This is a genomic window from Exiguobacterium sp. UBA7533 (genome assembly GCF_002479335.1).
GTDB lineage: Bacteria > Bacillota > Bacilli > Exiguobacteriales > Exiguobacteriaceae > Exiguobacterium_A.
The window spans coordinates 137,244-156,534 of sequence record NZ_DLMP01000011.1 but is presented as its reverse complement, the minus strand read 5'-3'; the positions used below and the strand labels follow the sequence as shown (position 1 = coordinate 156,534).

Below are 19,291 nucleotides of genomic sequence, written 5' to 3'. Positions count from 1 at the left end.
GTCGTGGTGGATGCTTTTCCACCGTGACTTCTTTTTTTATTAAGGGGTTGAGAATCGTTTTTCGACATCCTGTACGGACAGTGGTTCAGAGAAAATGAACCCTTGCATGTACTGGCAATCTGTCATTTTCAAGTAAGTCAAGGCATGTTCTGTCTCAACACCCTCAGCGACGAGGTTCAACTCTAGATTGCGACCCAGTTGAATGATAGAATCCAGCAAAGCATGATCGTTCTTTGCTAGTCCATCAATAAACACTTTATCGATTTTTAATTCATCAATTGGAAACGCACTGAGATACTGTAAAGAAGAGTAGCCTGTTCCAAAATCATCAATCGATAAGCGGAAACCGAGTGACTTAATGAGGTGCATGCGTTCGACGGTTCGTTGTGTCTGTAAGATAGCAATATTCTCTGTCATCTCGAGCGTGACGGAAGATGGCGAAACGAGTCGCTCCGTTACGATATGTTGCAACGTTCGAATAAAGGAGTCACTTTGGAATTGGTGCGGTGAAATGTTGATCGCCATCGTCAATTCAGGGTCAATCGTTTGTTGCCACTTCGCGAGCTGTTCGCATGCTTCGATGATGACCCAGTTGTTGATTGGTGTGATTAGAGAAGCTTCTTCGGCGAGTGGAATGAACTCATCCGGCGGAATATTTCCGAGCGCCGTATGATTCCAGCGTAATAACGCTTCGAATCCTTTGACGGCTTGTGATTGAAGCTCGATGATCGGTTGATAAGCAAGGTAGAGCGACTGATCTTCGAGTGCTGTGAAGAGAGAACGTTCGAGTTGGATTTTACGTGTGAATTGTGTGTCCATCTCGTGTGTTAAGTACTGAATCGTTCCCGTACCAATTGATTTTCCCGCATAGAGAGCAGTTTCAGAGCGGCGGTATAAATCTTCAAGTGTTTTCGCTTCAGACGGATAGACGGTGATACCGAATGTGCAAGAAACGATGAGTGAATGACCGTTAATGTAATAAGGACGTTGTAACGCTTGTTGTAATTTTCGAGCATATTGAAAGAGTAGATTACTCGAGGGTGCAGGTAATAGGACACCGAATAAATCACTCGTCGGATGAAAAGAAAGGACACCCGTCGTATGTTCCAAAAGCCGTGTTGCCATTGCTTGAAGGAGTTGATCCCCGACATGTGTTCCAAACGAATCGTTTATGACTTTGAAACGATCGATATCGAACAAAATGAGTGCAATGGGTTCATGTGATGCAGCAGACTGGAACAATGCTTCCCCTTCGCGTAAAAATCCACGTTTATTTAATAAATGCGTCATCTCATGGTGATGCACTAAAAAATCAAGTTCTTCTTCAAGCACAGTTGTTTCCGTAATGTCGTTACCGATGAACAGATGCTGAAAACGAACGCCGTTTGCATCATAAATCGGAATCAATGTTGCTTGGAGATGTTTTCGTTCACCCGTATGTGAAGTGAGACTAAGACGACCAGACCACGCTTTGCGTTCACGGAGTTGTGTTCGGATTTCTGAGACAGTCGCACTAGTTTGATCGAGAATTACGGACCATGGCTGACCAATAAGCATTTCAGGACAGTAACCTGTTACATCCATGAGTTGGTCGTTTATATACGTAATTGCACCACGCGCGTCAAATACAGCGACACTGGCGATTTGATCGAACGCCTGACGTAAATCCATCAAACCTTGAAATAATGGTTTTGTTGTAATCGGTTGTTGAGCAGACGGAATACCACAAACGAAAGCAGCAACGACGTTGCCTACTTCATCAAGTAGAGGAGACAGTAGCAACGTTGAGGTCATGGGAGTACCAGACTTATGGAATAAGGAGGCATTCGGCAATTGGACCGATTGACGGCGTTCTAAAAAGGAATGCCAAATTTGATGGCTGAATGCCATATCTTCCTGGTCAAGTAAAGGAACGATTTGGCCAACGATTTCCTGTTGTGTCCAGCCCCAATGCTGTTCTGCTAACTCGTTCCAGGAACGAATGGTCAAATCGATATTTAAGATGAAAGACGGTAGTGGAAACTCTTGAATGACGACTTCATAGGAATCAATGGTCGAACGATCCATTACGTGCGCACGCTCCTTTATGATGAAAAGAGATGACGGTTCACTTGTCTTGTCTTTTCCCAATATATTCAATTCTTACGCATCCCAATCCTCTAGGTTATACATTTTTTAGATGAAGATTATACAAGAAAATCTGCTATAATGATCTTGAAAGCGTTTTCTAAAGAGCTATAAGGGGGAATCTTGATGAATCAAACAGAGAAAATCATTCAACAGACAGAACAGTTCGGAGCACATAACTACCATCCACTCCCGATCGTCATTTCAGAAGCAGAAGGTGTCTTCGTCACGGATCCGGAAGGACGTCGTTATATGGATATGTTGAGTGCTTACTCAGCCGTCAACCAAGGACATCGTCATCCGAAAATCATCGAAGCTCTAAAACGACAGGCGGATAAGATCACTTTGACGTCACGTGCCTTCCACAATGATCAACTGGGCTTTTTCTATGAAAAAGTAGCACAATTGACGGGTAAAGACATGGTATTACCGATGAATACAGGTGCGGAAGCTGTTGAGACGGCAGTGAAAGCAGCACGACGCTGGGCATATGAAGTGAAACAAATCCCAGGTGATGCTGAAATCATCGTTTGTGAAGGAAACTTTCACGGTCGAACGATGACAGCTGTCTCCATGTCGACGGAGGCAGAATATCAACGAGGATTTGGACCGCTTCTTCCTGGAATCAAGACGATTCCATACGGCGATCTGGAGGCACTAAAACAGGCAATCACTGAAAATACAGCGGCATTCATCTTGGAGCCGATTCAAGGCGAAGCAGGAATTTTAATTCCGTATGATGGCTTCCTAAAAGATGCACAAGAAGTTTGTCGTGCGCAGAATGTTTTGCTCGTATCGGATGAGATTCAATCTGGACTTGGTCGTTCCGGTAAATGGTTTGCTTCTGATTGGGACGAGGTAACACCAGACATGTACATTCTTGGGAAAGCACTGGGTGGTGGGGTATTCCCAATCTCATGTGTTGCCGCGAATAAAGATGTCCTTTCTGTCTTCAATCCAGGTTCACACGGCTCGACGTTCGGTGGTAATCCACTCGCTTGTGCCGTATCGATTGCTTCACTTGAAGTATTAGAAGACGAAAAGTTACCGGAACGTTCACTCGAACTCGGTACGTACTTCATGGAAAAATTAAAACAAATTAACAACCCGATGATCAAAGAAGTACGTGGTCGTGGATTGTTCATTGGTGTTGAACTAACAGAAGCAGCTCGACCATATTGCGAAGCGTTGAAAGAGAAAGGCTTACTCTGTAAAGAAACACACGAGACAGTCATTCGCTTTGCACCACCGCTTGTCATCACAAAAGAAGAGTTGGATTGGGCGTTCGAACGGATTGAACAAGTGTTAGGCGTTTCCGTCGCCCAGTAAATGAATACATTCAAATCGAATAACAGTGAACAAGATGTTCACTGTTATTTTTGTTTGGATGAGTGTCGGTATGGATACAGGAAATGTTTGAAATTCAGTCATACGGGAACATACAACTATCGCAAAAAAAACTTTTTAAATGGGGGTAATGGTTATGTCAAATGACAGTGGTCTCAATAAAAAAGCAGATGGTCTTGTTGATAAAGTAGCGGGTAAAGCAAAAGAAGCACTCGGTAAAGCAACAGGAGATAAATCGACAGAGCGCGAAGGTAAAAAAGATCAATTAAAAGGTGACGCCAAGAAAACCGTAGGAAACGTTCAACAAAATTTTGAAGATACAACTCGTCGTTAAGACCGTGGGAATTAAATAGAAAAACCGGACTGGAGGATTACTCTAGTCCGGTTTTTAGTGTTTGCTATAATGAATTTTTATACTAATAAAAAAGATAGTGAATAATTTGTATAAAGGTCTAGTCATTTAGATATTTATATGGAATAATTAAAAACGTAAAAGCGTTTACATTGTTCTGTCATTATCGTTTTATTCAGGAAAGGGTGAAAAGGATGTTGCAGTTTCTACAACGAATTGGTAAGGCTTTGATGTTACCAATCGCAGTATTACCAGCTGCCGGAATCGTACTTCGATTAGGTTCGGCGGATATGCTAGATATTCCATTGATGGTAGCAGCAGGAGGGGCAATTTTTGATAACCTTCCATTGATATTTGCCATTGGTGTCGCAATCGGTCTATCGATTGATGCGAGTGGGGCAGCGGGTCTTGCCGGAGCCATCGGGTATCTTGTCTTAAAAAATGGCGTCGACTCGATGAACAAGGATTATTCCAGTGCACAGATTCAAGCAAAATATGATGCGATTGCGGCGATCGTCAATGATTCCTCGACCAAGGTCGATGGCGCGACACTTGGTTCGATTGCGAACCAGGCGACGCTCGGTTCAACCGTCAATATGGCAGTATTCGGTGGGATCATTGCGGGTATCGTTGCCGGTCTTCTATACAATCGCTTCTACAATATTAAGTTACCGGATTGGTTGGCATTCTTCGGAGGCCGTCGTTTTGTTCCAATCATTACCTCAGCTGTCATGCTCGTACTTGCTTTCATCTTTGGTTATGTTTGGCCGTTCATCGAGCAAGGTATCAACGGTGCCGGTGAATGGATGGTCGGTCTTGGCGCAGGAGGCGCTGCTTTGTTTGGATTCTTTAACCGTCTCCTGATTCCTGTCGGCTTGCACCATGTTTTAAATAATATTTTTTGGTTTGTTTTCGGTTCATACGAAAAAGCAGATGGTACGGTAGCGAACGGGGATATTGCGCGTTTCTTCGCTGGAGATCCAACAGCGGGGATTTATCAAGCTGGCTTCTTCCCGATCATGATGTTTGCCTTGCCAGCTGCAGCCTTTGCCATCGTCATGGCTGCGCGTAAGGAAAATCGAAAAGCCGTTGCCGGAGCGATGATTGGTCTTGGACTGACATCCTTCCTGACAGGAATTACGGAACCAATTGAGTTCTCGTTCATGTTCTTGTCACCTGTTTTATACGTCATCCATGCTGTACTAACGGGTCTATCGATGGCCATCGTTAACTTACTCGGTATTTTACATGGCTTCTCCTTCTCGGCTGGTTTCATTGATTACGCCTTGAACTTCGGGATTGCGAAAAAACCATTGTTGATCATCCCGGTTGGTCTCGCGTTCGCGGTCGTCTACTACTTCCTGTTCTACTTCATGATCACAAAATTCGATCTGAAGACACCAGGTCGTGAAGATGAATCGCTCGTTACAGACACGGGAGTCGTTTTGACGGACTCAGACGATAAATATGAACAACAAGCAGCTCAAATTTTTGCTGGATTGAAAGGAACAGAAAATGTCACGTCGATTGACAACTGTGCGACACGTTTACGTCTTCAAGTAAAGGATCCAAGCATCATTGATGAAGCGGCGATTAAAGCGGCTGGAGCAAAAGGTGTCATGAAGATGGGGGCAACAAGTGTTCAAATCATCATTGGCACAGATGTCGAATTCGTTGCAGATGCGATGAAGCGACAGAAGTAAAAAAACGACCTTTCCTGAGATCAGGAAAGGTCGTTTTGCTGTACGTTCGCAACAGGTGCTGTTTTGCTCGAGCGATAGATTGGATAAAAAATTCCGATCAGGATGATGACGATCCCAATCCATTGAGAGCTCATCAGATGTTCACCTAAAATTAACACGGAACAGATGACTGCTGTCGGTAGTTCAGCTGCTCCAAGCAAAGAAACGCTTGCTGGGGAGAGGTGAGGCGCGCCCGCAGCAAATAAGAGCGGTGGTAAAATTAACGCGAACAGACCGAGCGGAATCGCGTATAACAGAAGTCCATTTTCGAAGTTCGCAGAGGACAAGAACGTCGTCGGTGGATACATCGTCATGACGAAAGCAAGACCGCCTGTCATCATGTAAAAACTCTTCTTGATGACGGGTAAATGATTGGCGATGCGTCCACTAGCGAGTAAGAAAATTGAGAAGCTGACAGCCGCTCCAAGACCGAATAATGTTCCACGGAAGTCAAGTGGACTCGAGTAAGCGGCACTCGCAAGAATGGCTCCGCCAATCAACAGAATCGCAGACAGGAAATGCGCGCGAGATGGTAAACGTCTGAATGCGAGCGCATCGATGATGACACCAATCCAAGTGAATTGGAATAAGAGAATGATTGCAACGGATGCCGATACGGTCTGAAGACTTTGATAGTACAGATAACCAGTTGTACCACTAGAGATACCGATCAACATGAGAAGACCAGCTGTCTTGAGATCGAGACGAAGATTTTTCGTAAATAAGGCAAGACCGAAAATCATCAGCCAACCGAAGAAAAATTGACTCCCAGAAACGGCTGCTGAGTTAAATCCAGCTGCATAAGCGAGTTTGACGATCGTTGAGAGGACACCATAACTGATAGCGCCAATGAGAACGAATAAGGTTGCTTTTGAGCGATGCATGAATAATTTCCCTCCATTTTTAGTAAAAACCACACAAAAAAGGTTGCAACGGGGCCTTGTCCAGGTTTTTTGGACAGGGTTTGGTTGCAACCTGTGTGATTTATTGAGTTGATGTGTCGAGCAAACGATACAGCCGGGTTTTCGTTTGATTATACCGAACGGTCAGCGTATTCCACTTCTTTAATGACGCGGTAGCTTTCCGTGTTAAACGATTTAAATCCGCTGTTGACTCATCAATCTTAACGAAATCCGGTTTTTTAGTCAAGCGTGAAAGCACTTTCTTTTCAGCGTCCATCGCTTGTCGATACGTTTTCGAGAACGTTTGAAACGTCTGCTGGCGTTCCTTGATGATTGCCACTAAGGCAGTTCCCTCTGTTTTTGCTTTACCATCAAGTTTGTTTACAGCATCCTTCAATTCTTCAAGATCAAGTTCAGCGTACGTTTCCTTACGTAACGTTTCTTCTTGTTTCAATAAAGAAAGCCGTTCGTCATTTAAGGCTTCTAGTTCCTCCCGTTCATTTTGAGAGCGTTTGATTTCTTCAGCACCTGCATCAAGAACGGCTTGGTACGTATTAACTGAAATTTCGTCCTTACGAGCACGTTGATCAGCTAACGTGAATGCTTTTTCTTCACCTTTGACTTGTTGCTCTAGCTGTTCATGAAGAGAGGCTGGTGAATCGTTGGAGCAGGCAGCGAGTCCGAAGCTCGACAGGAACAGTACTGCTACGAATGATTTTTTCATCTAGATAGTAACTCCTTATAAATTCGAGTATTGCACGAAGTTGTACGGAATATGGAAATCTTCATCATAAATCGCGAACTGATAGCCCTTTTTCTGAAGTCCGGCAACAATGGCCGGAAGGGCCTTGATAGCTTGTGGTTGTTCATGCAAGAGAATGATTTCAAATGGACGCTCTGCTCGCCGAATGACCGTATTTGCCACTTCTTTTACACTATCTTTGTAATACCAGTCCATTGAATCGATCGACCAGTCCCATACTCGGAAGTCTGCAGCGTGGATGGCAGATGCCATCTTTTTCGTAATGCCAGGATCAGATCCGTAAGGTGGTCGTGTCAAATGTGGTGTCAGTTTTGTTAAATCATAAATTTTTTTCTGAACGCTTTTCATTTCTGAAACGTACTGTCCTTTTTTGTACAATGTATCGTAATCGTGTGTTTCACCATGTAAGCCGATGTAATGTCCGGCTTTCGCAGCAGCTTTAACTTCTTTTGGAAAAACATCTACCTGTGATCCGAGATAAAAGAAAGTAGCGCGAGTATGAAGTTGATCTAATGTTCGAAGTAACTCTGATGTTAATGCGGATGGTCCGTCTTCAAAGGTTAAATAAGCGACTTTTTTGGTCACACCATTCCATTTTTCGACGCGTGCTTTCTCCATGTTGACGACAGGAACTTCGGTAATGGACTTACCGGTAGTGATTGCCTGTTGTTCAGGTGTGAAGACGTATCGATAAGCAATATACCCTCCGACTCCGAGAAAAACGAGTATAAGAAGTAAGAAAAATCGAGGGAAGAACTTTCTTTTTTTTGTCCGCGGTCGTGGACCGAGTTCGCTAGCGTGGCTTGAGGTAAATGGATCCATCGTTGTCTGTCGCTCCTTGTGTCAAAAAATATCATATACAGATAATGTAACATTTTAATTGTTTCTTTTGTAACAAATAGATGACAAAAAGATGACGGAAAATCGATTTTTCTAAAAATATCAACTTAATTAGAAATAGAGTATATAAAAACAAAAAAACAACCACTAGTTAAGTGATTGTTTTACATGTTATTAGTGTTCTGTTACAGCACATTCAACACATTCTGATTGATAGGATTCACATTGCTCGTCCATTTCTTTCCCACAATGAGCGCATGTCTTAACAGGAAGTTCACGATAAAACTCAGCAGACGCTTCTTGGTAAAGGGGTTGTTCCATGTGTTTTTCCTCCTTCAAAATAAACAAAATAGTCTTTTTTCTTGTTTTTATTGTATTAGTACAGAAGTTTAATGTCAAACATTGTTTTATAACAGATGATTTATTTGGAGTATTGGTAGAGGACAATGAAAAAGAGACATGCTACGATATCTAAGTAATCTGATAATAATAAGGGGGATTTGCACATGACACAGGCAACACTGGATACAATGCGTGTCTTAACAGAAAGACGTTCCGTTCGTCATTACGACGAAACGTTCAAACTTTCAAAACAGGAAGTGGAAGAACTATTAGAATGGACGACAGCGGCGCCGAGTGCTTGGAATCTACAACACTGGCATTTCACGGTCTTCCATTCAAAAGAAGCGAAGCAACAGCTTGCACCAATTGCATACAATCAGCCGGCCATCACTTCGGCTTCAGCAATCATTGCGATTCTAGGGGATGTTCAAGCCAATCGAAACTATAATCCGGTCTACGGTCCGGCAGTAGAAGCGGGTGGTATGACAGAAGAATTGTTCGATTCGATCAAGGCACAAGTAGAAGGCGCTTATCAAAGTGAAGCGTATGGTCGCGACGCGGCAATGTCGAATGCGAGTCTTGCTGCGATGCAATTGATGCTTGCGGCAGAAGCGCGTGGATTATCAACACTCGCAATGGGTGGATTTGATCATCAACGTTTTACGGAAACGTTTATTACCGAGTCACGGTATGTACCGGTCATGTTAATTGCTGTCGGTAAAGCGGTCGAAGATGCAAAAAAACGTCCAGCACTCCGTTTACCGATCGATCGAGTATCAACCTTCCTGTAAGTCATTCAAAATGGAGGAAGCGGGGGGCAATTCCTCCATTTTAATTTTTTTATTTTTTTTTTCGGAAAAAGACTTGTCAGCCTTTTAGTTTCTTGATATATTAATACATGTCCTAGCAAGTACATTACGTACTGCAAACATGATTCTGTAGCTCAGCTGGGAGAGCGCTACCTTGACAGGGTAGAGGTCGCTGGTTCGAGCCCAGTCAGAATCATACTGAAAGCCCGCTTCTCCTTTATAGGAAAAGCGGGCTTTTTTATTATTTCTTTATCTCATCCTCGGTGACCCATTTATGATTTTTCACCATCTCTCCACCGTCCGTTGGTTCATAGTTCACCATGTAGACAGTCGTTTCTTTTACTTCATCAATCGTCGCTTTAGCTCCATCCATACCTTTCATATGATCTGCCTTGACAGTCGTTTCATCACCAACTTGCAGTGGCTTAGTTGGAACTGGATCAAGTTCTTCCTGAATGACCCATTTGTGATCTTTCACCATCTTTCCACCAGTAGTCGGTTTATAACTGATTGCATAGACGACAGTATCATAAGCACCGGCAATCGTTGCTTTTGCTCCGTTCATTCCGTCCATATGATTCGTCGTCAAAGTGACATTACTGCCTCTCGGATAAGTCGGATCACTAGCTTTCTTTAAACCAGACGGTACCTTTCCGTCACTCGAATGCATCATATCTCCATGTGACATGTCGTGTGAGTCACTATTACTTCCATCGTCATTTGAAGCGGATCCACATGCACCGAGCCAAAGCGTAGAACTAAGAGCAAGTAAAGTTAACGTCAATGATTTTTTCATATTAAAACCCTCCTGAAGTCATTAGTCTTCTTTACTATACCCAGCGTATGTGCAAATCGTGTGCAGATGAAGTGACAGTTTCGTTTATCGGCATTGATTATGTTTTTTTTCGCTATACTAAAATGGAGAGATAAGGAGGGAAACGTCATGCGTCGTATTTCATACTCGGTCGGAGGAATCGTTCTTGCGGCATTTTTAATTTGTGGCAGTGTATTGTTCGGGACTTTATATTATCAGTTGTCTCAAATACGAACACAGGAAGTGGTGGATGGTTTGCTGAACCGAGGGAATACCCATCGTGATGTCCTGGTCGATTCCTACGACCAAACGACGATGCGTCATGTCAGTATGATGGAAGCGAACTCATCCTTTACTGTCGTGATCACCGATGCAAGAGGGAAACAACTCGAAGCATCACGTCCTTTGACGAGTGAGATGAGACGTGTATTACAACATACAGATTTTGATTATCGTCAACGAGGAAAAATCGTAACGATGCGTAACTTTTTAATGACGGACAGTCCCATCACCATTGACGAGGAACATCGTGGTCATGTCTTCATGTTCGCTTCTAAAGCAATCGTGGATCACGTACTTGATCCGTTGAAACAGCAGTTTTTCCAAGTTGGTCTGCTTGCACTTTTATTGGCAGGTGCTGCAAGCATTTGGACGACCCGAATCATTTCTCGTCCGTTGATTCAGATGGAAAAAGCGACGGCGCGTCTATTGGATGGGGGAAGTGGAGAGTTGCCAATTGATCGAAAAGACGAACTGGGACAATTGGCGCGTTCGATTCAGCAGTTAAAACAGGATCTCGATTTTTTAAATCGGGAACGATCCGAATTTTTAGCAAGCGTATCTCATGAACTACGAACACCATTGACATATATAAAGGGATATGCGGATATTCTCAAACGCCAAACATTGACACCGGATGAACAACGACGCTACATCACGATCATTCGAGAAGAAAGTCAGCAAATGAATGAATGGATTGAACAACTATTTTGGCTGGCACGAATTGATGCCAATGCTTTTATGATGGAACGAAAACCTGTCGATGTCGAAGACTTGATTCATCAAGTGATACGATTGATGCGTCTAGACATCGAACAAGAAAATATTTCTTTTGAGATAGAAGGTGAGCCATTACAAGTGATGGGTGACGCTCAGCAACTCCGTCAGATGATTGTAAATATCATTGAAAATGCACGTCGACATACGACGTCGGGAACAATCATCGTTCGTTATGGTGTCAACGCAGTAGGGGCTTTCATTCAAATCGAAGATACAGGAGAAGGGATTGCTGCAGACTCCTTACCTCATGTAACGAAACGGCTCTACCGAACGGAAACATCGCGTTCTCGAAAACATGGAGGAACTGGAATCGGACTCTCCATCGTTGAAGCAATTGCGCAGACACATGGAGCTGAATTGAACATCAAGAGTCAACTTGGACATGGAACACAAGTGACACTGCAGTGGAGGGAGAAATAAAATGCCGCATGTATTGATTGTAGATGATGAACCGAGAATGCTTGAACTGTTAAAACTGTATATTCAGCCGTATGGGTACACGTGTCAGCTTGTGGATTCTGCGCAACAAGCTCTTGAGCTCTGCTGTCAGAACGTATTTGATCTTATTTTATTAGACGTCATGATGCCAGATATGGACGGATGGACATGTTGTCGTCTCATTCGAAAACACTCTAACATCCCGATATTGATGGTTACGGCACGGAATCAGCGGGAAGACATCATTCGGACACGGGAAGTAGGGGCGAATGATTACATATCAAAGCCGATTCAAGAAGGAGAACTGATCGGACGAATGGAAGTTTTATTACAGCAGCGGCATGCTGGTCTATCCTATGACCGGGAAGGCTATCGTTGTTGTTACCTCCAACAAACGATTTCGTTAACGAAGACGGAGTTTGAATTGTTAGGTGTATTTTTAGATTCTCCACGACGTGTTTGGACGCGGAATCAGCTGACGACGATGTTATGGGGAGCGGAAGCGTCTGTAGACGAGCGGACAATCGACTCGCATATCAGACATTTAAGAGAAAAACTACGTGTTTGCGGTTTTCCAATCGAACAGCATCTGGAAACGGTTCGCGGAATCGGATACCGCTGGATACACTAGTAAGAAGGAGATTCAAACATGACGACACTCTATTTCGTACGGCACGCACATTCGACATACTCACCGGATGAACGGAGACGTCCACTTTCCGATAAAGGACAGGCAGATGCAAGACGTTTACTTGAAACGTTTCAAGAAATTCCAATCGACAGATTCTATAGTAGTCCGTATCAGCGGGCAATCGAGACGGTTGCACCGCTCGCGGAGGCACGTCGACAACCAATTATTGAGGTAGAAGAACTAAGAGAGCGATTACTAGCACCTGGAGAGCTTGACGGTTTTCAGGAGGCGGTTATGTATGTATGGCAACATCCGAACGATAATCCATTCGGGGGCGAAACGAACAAAGAAGCAGCGCAACGCATTCGGCAATTCATCGATGAACTGGTGGAGAAGCATTCCGACGAAATAGTTGTTCTTGGAACACATGGAAACATCATGGTGTTACTTCTCGAAACATTCGATCCGACATTTGATTATACATTTTGGAAATCCTTACCGATGCCAGCCGTGTGCCGGTTGGAAGTGAAATCAGGAGGAGAGGTAGATATTCACGTCGTACCACTTTTGACGAATGTAAAGTAAAAAAGAGGCGGAACTGATGAGTAAATCAGTTTCCGTCTCTTTTGTAATCAAAGAAATCTTAAGGCGTAGGAATAGCACCTTCATGTTTTCGGATCAAATCAGCCGTTAATTGACCGGATAAGGTGACCATCGGCACACCGCCGCCTGGGTGTGTAGAACCACCAACGAAATAAAGTCCTTCGTATAACTCGCTCTTCGATGGAATCTTGAATCCACCATTTTTCTTCCGATCAGCTGCGACACCATAAATCGATCCACCGTTTGGACCATATAAGTCCTTCAGATCTTCTGGGGTGAAGCGATATTCAAACTCGATTGATTCCCGAAGACCGTAAAGTCCCATTCGTTCGAGTTTATCAAGAACAACTTCACGATAAGCATCCCAGTCGACCTCACCTTTTTGGAGTGTTAGAGGAGGGACATGCGTCAAGACGAACAGATTATCTTTTCCATCGGGCGCTTGCGAAGCATCAGATTTCGACGAAACCCCGACATAAATCGTCGGATCCTCAGGAGGCGTTCCTTCTTTGAACATTTGAGCGAATTCGCGCTCTGGATTTTCTGAGAAAAAGAAGTTGTGATGTGCTAGTCCACTATACTCACGGTTCACACCAAGTAATAATACGAGTCCAGAAACAGAGGGAGCAAACGATGCCTGTAATTTTTTTGCCTGCTTCCGGGCTTTTTTCTCAGGTACGATTCGTTCGTAAGTCGGGATGACCTCAAGATTTGAGACGACGATGTCGGCTGCATGGAACGTACCATTCGAAAGGACACCAACTGCTTTTTTATTTTCAAGGACGATTTGTTCAACCGGTGAGTTGAGATGCACCGTGACGCGGAGCTCGTCAAGCAATCGTTTCATAGCACGCGCGATTTGATACATCCCGCCTTTAACATAATAGATGCCAAGCCCCATCTGTACATAAATCATTTGATTGAAGACGGCTGGCGCTTGATAAGGGTTGGAACCGACATACATGACCATGTAGTTGAACAGCTGTTCGAGATACGGATTATTGAGGTGTTTTTTTGTTCCGGTCGCGACGGTGTTCATCGGGTCCATCTTTAATAAATCAGACATCGTATGGTATTTTTTTAAGTCCTTTAAATCTTCGAGACTGTATTTATAAAAGCTGTCGAGACATAAGTCATACATTTGTTTTGAGTACCGGAACAATTCGACGAAATCCGCTCGTGACGAAATTTGCTCGACTTCTTCAAGCATTCCAGGTAAGTCACCTTTGACGTCGATTTTTGTTCCATCTTCAAAAAAAGTACGCCATTGCGGTTCAATGCGTTCGATTTCTAAGTAATCATCTAAGTTACGATGAACACTTGAGAAGAGTTGTTCGAGTACCCAAGGCATCGTTAAAATCGATGGACCAGTATCAAAAGTAAATCCTTTCCCGCTGCGCTGATTTAGTTTCCCACCGACGTTTGCATTTTTTTCAAGCATCGTGACTGCGTAACCATCTCCAGCTAAACGAATGGCAGCAGACATACCGGCAAGACCAGCTCCAATGACGATTGCACGTTTCTTCAAATGGATCACTTCTCCTTTTAATAGATGAATGGAATCAAACGTTTTCGTTTTGCAGCCCACATCGTATAGGCAGGTCCGAAACCTTTTGTCAACATCGCTTCCTCGATCCGGATTCGATAGAGTAGGAAAAAGAACATGAGCACTCCAGCGAAAGCGAATAGGACCATTTGTCCCGTGAACAGAGGAAAGCTGATCGTGATCAACAATAATCCACTGTACAATGGATGGCGCAAGAAACGATAAGGACCACTACTGACAAGCTTGTCATCAGCTGCGACGACGACGTGACGAGTGAATTGTTGTTTTAAGTGGAGAATTCCCCAAAGGCGTAAAGCGACTCCACTCCACAACAGCAGGCAGGAAGTGATGCGCAACCAGGGAGAAACAGTTTCGTCCGCAAAGAGGAAAGAGCAGACGATCGTTCCACTCAAGACAAAGAAAATCAAATAAAAACTTACTTGTTCTGCGGCGCCCGACTGGGAATCGGATCGATTCCGAAAACGAATCATTTCACTGATCCAACAGACGCTACCAATGCTGAAGATCCATTCCCACAATGTCACGTACGCTCCTCCTTTCTGTTTCAGAACTTGTTTCGAAAGCGCATTCAACGTTATTTACCCATTGCAATTCACCCTTAAGCTACATTTAGAAAACTTCAGAAATACTTCATTTTCATGACAAGCATTCCGAATGAACCCTGTTTGAAAAAAATAATGGTATTCTAATCTAAAATGTGGATGCAGATCCTCATGCATAAAGGAGATACACGATTCATGAAATACATCAAGACACTCATCACGACATTGGCATTGACGGTAGCCTGTACATCGACTTATATATCAGAAGCTGAGGCGGCGACCTCTTCTTATCGTCAAGCCAAGACATCCCTTCATTTACGTCAAGGGACATCAGTCGAGCAACCGAGTATTGCAGTCATTCCGACAGGGATTTATGTAACAGAACTATCAAAAATCGGTACGTGGTCCAAAATACAGTACGGAACGAAGATTGGCTATGCGAGTACGAAATATCTGTTGACGGATGAACAAATCGGTGGGAAACGTATTGGCAAGACACTCATCGCGAATAAGAACTTAGCACTCCGTTCGACGTACGCTCCTGGAGAGAATCAGCAAGCGCGTGCAGCTTTTGAGAAAATGCGCTTGGCAGCAAAAAAAGAGGGGATTACGCTGGTCGCATTTAGTACATACCGTTCGTACGCTTACCAAAAGGCATTGTTTGATAAATATGTCGCGCGAGATGGATATGAAAAAGCGAGTACTTATAGTGCGGAGCCAGGAAAAAGCGAACATCAGACAGGACTCGCTTTTGATATCGGGGGAGCAGATTCTTCTAAATACGCGATGTTCAGTTTTGCGAAGACGAAAGAGGCGAAATGGCTGTTCGCGAATGCGCACCAGTACGGTTTCCATCTTCGTTATCCATCTGGTAAAGAATCGTGGACAGGTTATACGTATGAAAGCTGGCACTACCGTTATGTAGGGGCGACGCTTGCTGCTCGCCTGAAACTCAGTGGGTTGACAATGGAAGAGTATTTTCATCTTGCTCCTTGGAAACCAGTAAAGACTTCGACATCTTAAAACATGATAAAAGAGGGTGTTGGATTCATCTATTATTCGTCTTGAATGAAAGAGATGGACTGTTTGACAATGACCGGCATGCTGATTTGTGGCTGAACATGACGGTACATTGGAGCAGACGGATGAACCGTTGGAATCATAAGCCTCACACTATAAAAAGCCCATCGCAATCCAAGCGATGGGCTTTTTTGATGTTCACTTAATTGGTTGTTCGTTCTTTTTTCGCTTTTTTGAAGAAGAACAGTTCATAGACGACTGGAACAATGATGAGTGTTAACAACGTAGATGTCGTTAACCCCCCAATAACTGTTAGGGCGAGACCTTTTGAGATCAATGTCCCTGAAGAAGTTGTTAATGCGAGTGGTACCAATGCCATGATCGTTGCGAATGCGGTCATCAGGATTGGACGCAATCGTGTTTTACCCGCTTCAATCAATGATTCGCGAATTGGCATACCACGACCAACGTTTTGACCAATACGGTCGACGAGAACGATGGCATTCGTGGTGACGATACCAATTAACATTAAGAAGCCGATCATGACACTGACCGATAATGGTTCATTTGCCAAGAAGAGCGTGACGAGTGAACCGATTGGAACAAAAATCAGTGAAGACAAGATGATGAACGGAATTCGTGCTTTTCCGAACGTGATCAGCATCGTCAGGTAAACAAGCCCGATTGCAACGACAATCGCGATTCCGAGGGACTGGAAGATTTCGACTGTATCATCATTCCCACCACCACTTGTCAACGAGACACCGTCTGGTAAATTAATTTTTTCGACCTCTGTTTTTACAGCATTAGAAACGTTTTGTACGTCGTCTCCTTTAACTTGTCCGGAAACGCGAGCATACACTTTTCCGTCGAGCTTTTGAATTGATGTGAAGGTCTCAACTTCTTTGACGGTCGCGACATCTGTTAGAGCAACAGGACCGTTTGCTGAGAACAGTTGGACGTCTTCGAGATCTTTCTTCGAAACGAGTCCTTTTTCATAAGACAATTGTACATCTTGATCTTTATTATCAAGATTCAACGTGCCAACAGTAACAGGCTTCGTTTGATCATTGACGGTCCCGAGGATCTGGAAGCCGGATAGTCCACGATCACTTGCTTTTTCAGGATCGATTTCAACGAGGAATTGCTTTTGTTTTTCGCTGAAGTTGTTTGTGATATATTTTAAATCACTATTTTTGGACATATTATCCTCGACTAATTTCGCAGCTTTTTGAAGCGCTTCAAGATCGTTCGAGAACAGGTCGACATCGACGTTGTTGTTCGACGGAGGACCACCTGTTGATAATTCAGCTACGCTGATTTTGACATTGACGTTTTCCTCTTGAGCGATGTCTTCCATCTGTGTCTCAAGTGATTTGATCGTTTTCTCAACGTTCGCGCCGTCCTTCAGGTTCAAGAAATAACTTGCTTTATTATCGAGACGTAAGCCTGTCGTAAAGTCTCGTGCTCCGACAGACGTCGTGACGTCAGCGATTGCTTGTTCTTTATCAAACATCTGTTCCATCTCAAATGAGACGTCGCTCGTTTTCTCGAGCGATGTGGCAGCCGGAAGTTCAAGCGATGCCGTTAGTGTCTTTGAGGCTTCGTTCGGAATGAACGTAAAGCCGAGACGTGGAACGATCGCTAGAGAACCGCCGAGAAGAATGAACGATACAATTAAGATCGTCGCCTTATGCGAGAGTGACTTTTCAATCAGCTTGCCATACCACCGTTGAAGAGCACCTTCTTTTTCTTCTGCTGGAACCTTCTTAAAGGCAAATTTCGCAAGAATCGGTACGATCGTGATCGCAACGAGTAGTGAAGCAAGTAATGAGAAAATAATTGTCAAAGCAAACGGTAAGAAGAACTTACCAGTGATTCCACCGACGAATCCGATTGGCAGGAAGACGACGACGGTCGTTAGCGTCGATGACGTGATTGCTTTTAGAATCTCTTTTGTCGATTGTTCGATGATCTCATCCGTCATACCGGATTCGGATTTTCGGACACGCCGGAAGATGTTCTCGATAACGACGATACTATCATCAACGACACGACCGACTGCAACGGCCATCCCGCCTAATGTCATGATGTTCAGAGAAATATCTTGCCAGTTCAAGAAGATAGCAGCAATGAGTAACGATAAAGGAATCGAGACGATGGCAATAATCGTTGCGCGAATATTTCGTAAGAACAAGAGTACAGCGAGAGAGGCAAAGAGGGCACCAAGTAATCCTTCTTTGACGAGTGTCGCGACGGATTCCTCGATATCCTTCGCTGAATCAATCCCAATCGTATAGTCGACTTGATCGTCATATTTATTAAGGATCTTCGTGACTTCATCTGCGATTTCGACCGTATTGGCATCTTGTTTTTTCGTGATTGCCATCGATAAGGAATCTTTTAAATCGTAACGTGTTTTTTCGCTTTGTTGCGAGACTGCTTCGATTTTTGCAATATCTTCTAGACGAATCGGTTCTGCAGGTTCAGACGCCTGATCTGTAGCTGCTCCACCTGTTGTACTTGGTGGTCCTTGTGTTGCACCTTGTGGTGGGCCGCCAGCAGATGAATCACCTGTTTGATTGCTACTAGCTGAACTAGTCGCACCTGCAACAGGTGTCAATTGTAGATTTTTTAGTTTATCTAGATTTTCTAGTTTTTCCTCAACGCGAATCGGTATTTTTGAATCATTTTCTGATAGCTGACCAGATGGGAACGAGACATACTTTCCGTTGATTTGTTCCTTGATGCTCGTGAGCGAAAGACCCGCTTTCGTCGCTTTCTCCTTATCGACGGTGATTTGAACGAGATCATCCTTATAGCCACCAACCGAAACGCTATTGATTCCTGGAATTTTATTAAGTTCAGGTTCGATATCTTCCTTTAGGATTTTTTCGATGTCTTTACCATCCTTGCTAAAGAAAGAGATATTATAGATTGGGAACGATCCAAAGGACAGACGATTTAATTTCGTCGTTGCTTCCTCCGGTAGATTCGCATCTTGGATTGCAGCATCAATCTGTTGTTCGACTTTATCCATATCAGTATCGAATGGGAATTCGATGTTTAAGATACCGATGCTTTCATAAGAAGAGCTTGTCAGCTTGGTAGCCCCTTCGATTCCTTTCAAGGCAGTTTCAAGCTTCGAGACGACTTGTTTATCGACATCGTCGGGCGAAGCACCAGGATAGACTGCTTCAACAGAGATTTGAGGAAATTCGATTTCTGGGAACTGATCGACTTTTAATTTCGAGAAAGAATAGACGCCTCCTAAAACTAAAAGAATGGCGATGATGAAAACAGCCACCGAATTCTTTAAACTGAATCGGGTTAAAAAGTTCATATGAACACTCCTTTCGTTTATATGTGCTTATTTACATAGTAGAGGACACT

General features: G+C 43.7%; 17 protein-coding genes and 1 tRNA gene. 9 read left to right on the top strand and 9 right to left on the bottom strand.

Annotated features, from left to right (window positions below; genetic code table 11):
• Positions 1 to 39: 39 nt before the first annotated feature.
• Complete coding sequence (locus B2U10_RS12320; protein WP_290788045.1) at positions 40 to 2,067, bottom strand: EAL domain-containing protein; 2,028 nt, start codon at positions 2,065 to 2,067, stop codon at positions 40 to 42.
• Between the two features lie 186 nt (positions 2,068 to 2,253).
• Between B2U10_RS12320 and B2U10_RS12315 the strand changes: the two genes are divergently transcribed.
• The 3 genes from B2U10_RS12315 to nagE all read left to right on the top strand — a co-directional run bounded on the left by B2U10_RS12315 (position 2,254) and on the right by nagE (position 5,529).
• Positions 2,254 to 3,456, top strand: coding sequence for an ornithine--oxo-acid transaminase (locus B2U10_RS12315; protein ID WP_023467138.1), 1,203 nt, complete (start codon positions 2,254 to 2,256; stop codon positions 3,454 to 3,456).
• Positions 3,457 to 3,610: 154 nt separating this feature from the next.
• Positions 3,611 to 3,808 carry a CsbD family protein gene (locus B2U10_RS12310; protein ID WP_035412412.1) on the top strand — a complete coding sequence of 66 codons (198 nt, stop codon included), beginning with the start codon at positions 3,611 to 3,613 and terminating at the stop codon, positions 3,806 to 3,808.
• A gap of 212 nt (positions 3,809 to 4,020) precedes the next feature.
• Positions 4,021 to 5,529, top strand: a complete 1,509-nt coding sequence (gene nagE, locus B2U10_RS12305) for an N-acetylglucosamine-specific PTS transporter subunit IIBC (RefSeq protein ID WP_035412415.1) — start codon at positions 4,021 to 4,023, stop codon at positions 5,527 to 5,529.
• Between the two features lie 20 nt (positions 5,530 to 5,549).
• Here nagE and B2U10_RS12300 read toward each other — a convergent pair whose 3' ends face one another.
• From B2U10_RS12300 to yhfH, 4 genes are all read right to left on the bottom strand, one after another.
• Complete coding sequence (locus B2U10_RS12300; protein ID WP_290788042.1) at positions 5,550 to 6,452, bottom strand: EamA family transporter; 903 nt, start codon at positions 6,450 to 6,452, stop codon at positions 5,550 to 5,552.
• A 100-nt stretch (positions 6,453 to 6,552) separates the two neighbouring features.
• Positions 6,553 to 7,194 carry a YkyA family protein gene (locus B2U10_RS12295; RefSeq protein WP_290788039.1) on the bottom strand — a complete coding sequence of 214 codons (642 nt, stop codon included), beginning with the start codon at positions 7,192 to 7,194 and terminating at the stop codon, positions 6,553 to 6,555.
• 15 nt (positions 7,195 to 7,209) lie between these two features.
• Positions 7,210 to 8,055 carry a polysaccharide deacetylase family protein gene (locus B2U10_RS12290; protein ID WP_290788036.1) on the bottom strand — a complete coding sequence of 282 codons (846 nt, stop codon included), beginning with the start codon at positions 8,053 to 8,055 and terminating at the stop codon, positions 7,210 to 7,212.
• A gap of 192 nt (positions 8,056 to 8,247) precedes the next feature.
• Complete coding sequence (gene yhfH, locus B2U10_RS12285; RefSeq protein ID WP_290788033.1) at positions 8,248 to 8,394, bottom strand: protein YhfH; 147 nt, start codon at positions 8,392 to 8,394, stop codon at positions 8,248 to 8,250.
• A 185-nt stretch (positions 8,395 to 8,579) separates the two neighbouring features.
• On the opposite strand from yhfH, the gene B2U10_RS12280 reads away from it, so the two are divergent.
• Entirely contained in the window at positions 8,580 to 9,206 is a 627-nt protein-coding gene (locus tag B2U10_RS12280) for a nitroreductase family protein (protein WP_290788030.1), read from the top strand.
• 141 nt (positions 9,207 to 9,347) lie between these two features.
• Positions 9,348 to 9,420: transfer RNA gene (locus tag B2U10_RS12275), tRNA-Val, on the top strand.
• A gap of 45 nt (positions 9,421 to 9,465) precedes the next feature.
• On the opposite strand, the gene B2U10_RS12270 is transcribed toward B2U10_RS12275, so the two are convergent.
• A complete protein-coding gene (locus B2U10_RS12270) occupies positions 9,466 to 10,020 on the bottom strand; it encodes a YdhK family protein (RefSeq protein WP_290788027.1) in 555 nt (184 codons plus the stop codon).
• Positions 10,021 to 10,167: 147 nt separating this feature from the next.
• On the opposite strand from B2U10_RS12270, the gene B2U10_RS12265 reads away from it, so the two are divergent.
• Genes B2U10_RS12265 through B2U10_RS12255 form a run of 3 tightly spaced genes read left to right on the top strand, consistent with a single transcriptional unit; the run spans position 10,168 to position 12,751 of the window.
• The gene (locus tag B2U10_RS12265; RefSeq protein WP_290788024.1) at positions 10,168 to 11,517 is read left to right on the top strand and encodes a sensor histidine kinase; all 1,350 of its coding nucleotides are present in this window, start codon (positions 10,168 to 10,170) and stop codon (positions 11,515 to 11,517) included.
• Between the two features lies 1 nt (position 11,518).
• Complete coding sequence (locus B2U10_RS12260; protein ID WP_290788021.1) at positions 11,519 to 12,166, top strand: response regulator transcription factor; 648 nt, start codon at positions 11,519 to 11,521, stop codon at positions 12,164 to 12,166.
• Between the two features lie 18 nt (positions 12,167 to 12,184).
• Positions 12,185 to 12,751, top strand: a complete 567-nt coding sequence (locus B2U10_RS12255; RefSeq protein WP_290788018.1) for a histidine phosphatase family protein — start codon at positions 12,185 to 12,187, stop codon at positions 12,749 to 12,751.
• A gap of 58 nt (positions 12,752 to 12,809) precedes the next feature.
• Here the strand turns inward: B2U10_RS12255 and B2U10_RS12250 are convergent, their stop codons facing one another.
• Positions 12,810 to 14,297, bottom strand: a complete 1,488-nt coding sequence (locus B2U10_RS12250) for a phytoene desaturase family protein (protein ID WP_035412432.1) — start codon at positions 14,295 to 14,297, stop codon at positions 12,810 to 12,812.
• Positions 14,298 to 14,314: 17 nt separating this feature from the next.
• Positions 14,315 to 14,860, bottom strand: a complete 546-nt coding sequence (locus tag B2U10_RS12245; protein ID WP_290788013.1) for a methyltransferase family protein — start codon at positions 14,858 to 14,860, stop codon at positions 14,315 to 14,317.
• Positions 14,861 to 15,073: 213 nt separating this feature from the next.
• On the opposite strand from B2U10_RS12245, the gene B2U10_RS12240 reads away from it, so the two are divergent.
• On the top strand, positions 15,074 to 15,901 hold the full coding sequence (locus B2U10_RS12240) for a D-alanyl-D-alanine carboxypeptidase family protein (RefSeq protein ID WP_290788010.1): 828 nt from the start codon (positions 15,074 to 15,076) through the stop codon (positions 15,899 to 15,901).
• 199 nt (positions 15,902 to 16,100) lie between these two features.
• Here B2U10_RS12240 and B2U10_RS12235 read toward each other — a convergent pair whose 3' ends face one another.
• Positions 16,101 to 19,241 (bottom strand): efflux RND transporter permease subunit, encoded by a 3,141-nt coding sequence (locus tag B2U10_RS12235; protein ID WP_290788007.1) that lies wholly within the window; start codon positions 19,239 to 19,241, stop codon positions 16,101 to 16,103.
• Positions 19,242 to 19,291 lie beyond the last annotated feature (50 nt).

Excerpts from the sequence above, each read along its gene's own strand:
- B2U10_RS12300 (WP_290788042.1), bottom strand. The coding sequence starts at position 6,452 with ATGCATCGCTCAAAAGCAACCTTATTCGTTCTCATTGGCGCTATCAGT.
- B2U10_RS12315 (WP_023467138.1), top strand. The coding sequence starts at position 2,254 with ATGAATCAAACAGAGAAAATCATTCAACAGACAGAACAGTTCGGAGCA.
- nagE (WP_035412415.1), top strand. The coding sequence starts at position 4,021 with ATGTTGCAGTTTCTACAACGAATTGGTAAGGCTTTGATGTTACCAATC.
- yhfH (WP_290788033.1), bottom strand. The coding sequence starts at position 8,394 with ATGGAACAACCCCTTTACCAAGAAGCGTCTGCTGAGTTTTATCGTGAA.
- B2U10_RS12280 (WP_290788030.1), top strand. The coding sequence starts at position 8,580 with ATGACACAGGCAACACTGGATACAATGCGTGTCTTAACAGAAAGACGT.
- B2U10_RS12265 (WP_290788024.1), top strand. The coding sequence starts at position 10,168 with ATGCGTCGTATTTCATACTCGGTCGGAGGAATCGTTCTTGCGGCATTT.
- B2U10_RS12270 (WP_290788027.1), bottom strand. The coding sequence starts at position 10,020 with ATGAAAAAATCATTGACGTTAACTTTACTTGCTCTTAGTTCTACGCTT.
- B2U10_RS12310 (WP_035412412.1), top strand. The coding sequence starts at position 3,611 with ATGTCAAATGACAGTGGTCTCAATAAAAAAGCAGATGGTCTTGTTGAT.
- B2U10_RS12255 (WP_290788018.1), top strand. The coding sequence starts at position 12,185 with ATGACGACACTCTATTTCGTACGGCACGCACATTCGACATACTCACCG.
- B2U10_RS12290 (WP_290788036.1), bottom strand. The coding sequence starts at position 8,055 with ATGGATCCATTTACCTCAAGCCACGCTAGCGAACTCGGTCCACGACCG.
- B2U10_RS12235 (WP_290788007.1), bottom strand. The coding sequence starts at position 19,241 with ATGAACTTTTTAACCCGATTCAGTTTAAAGAATTCGGTGGCTGTTTTC.
- B2U10_RS12320 (WP_290788045.1), bottom strand. The coding sequence starts at position 2,067 with ATGGATCGTTCGACCATTGATTCCTATGAAGTCGTCATTCAAGAGTTT.
- B2U10_RS12240 (WP_290788010.1), top strand. The coding sequence starts at position 15,074 with ATGAAATACATCAAGACACTCATCACGACATTGGCATTGACGGTAGCC.
- B2U10_RS12295 (WP_290788039.1), bottom strand. The coding sequence starts at position 7,194 with ATGAAAAAATCATTCGTAGCAGTACTGTTCCTGTCGAGCTTCGGACTC.
- B2U10_RS12260 (WP_290788021.1), top strand. The coding sequence starts at position 11,519 with ATGCCGCATGTATTGATTGTAGATGATGAACCGAGAATGCTTGAACTG.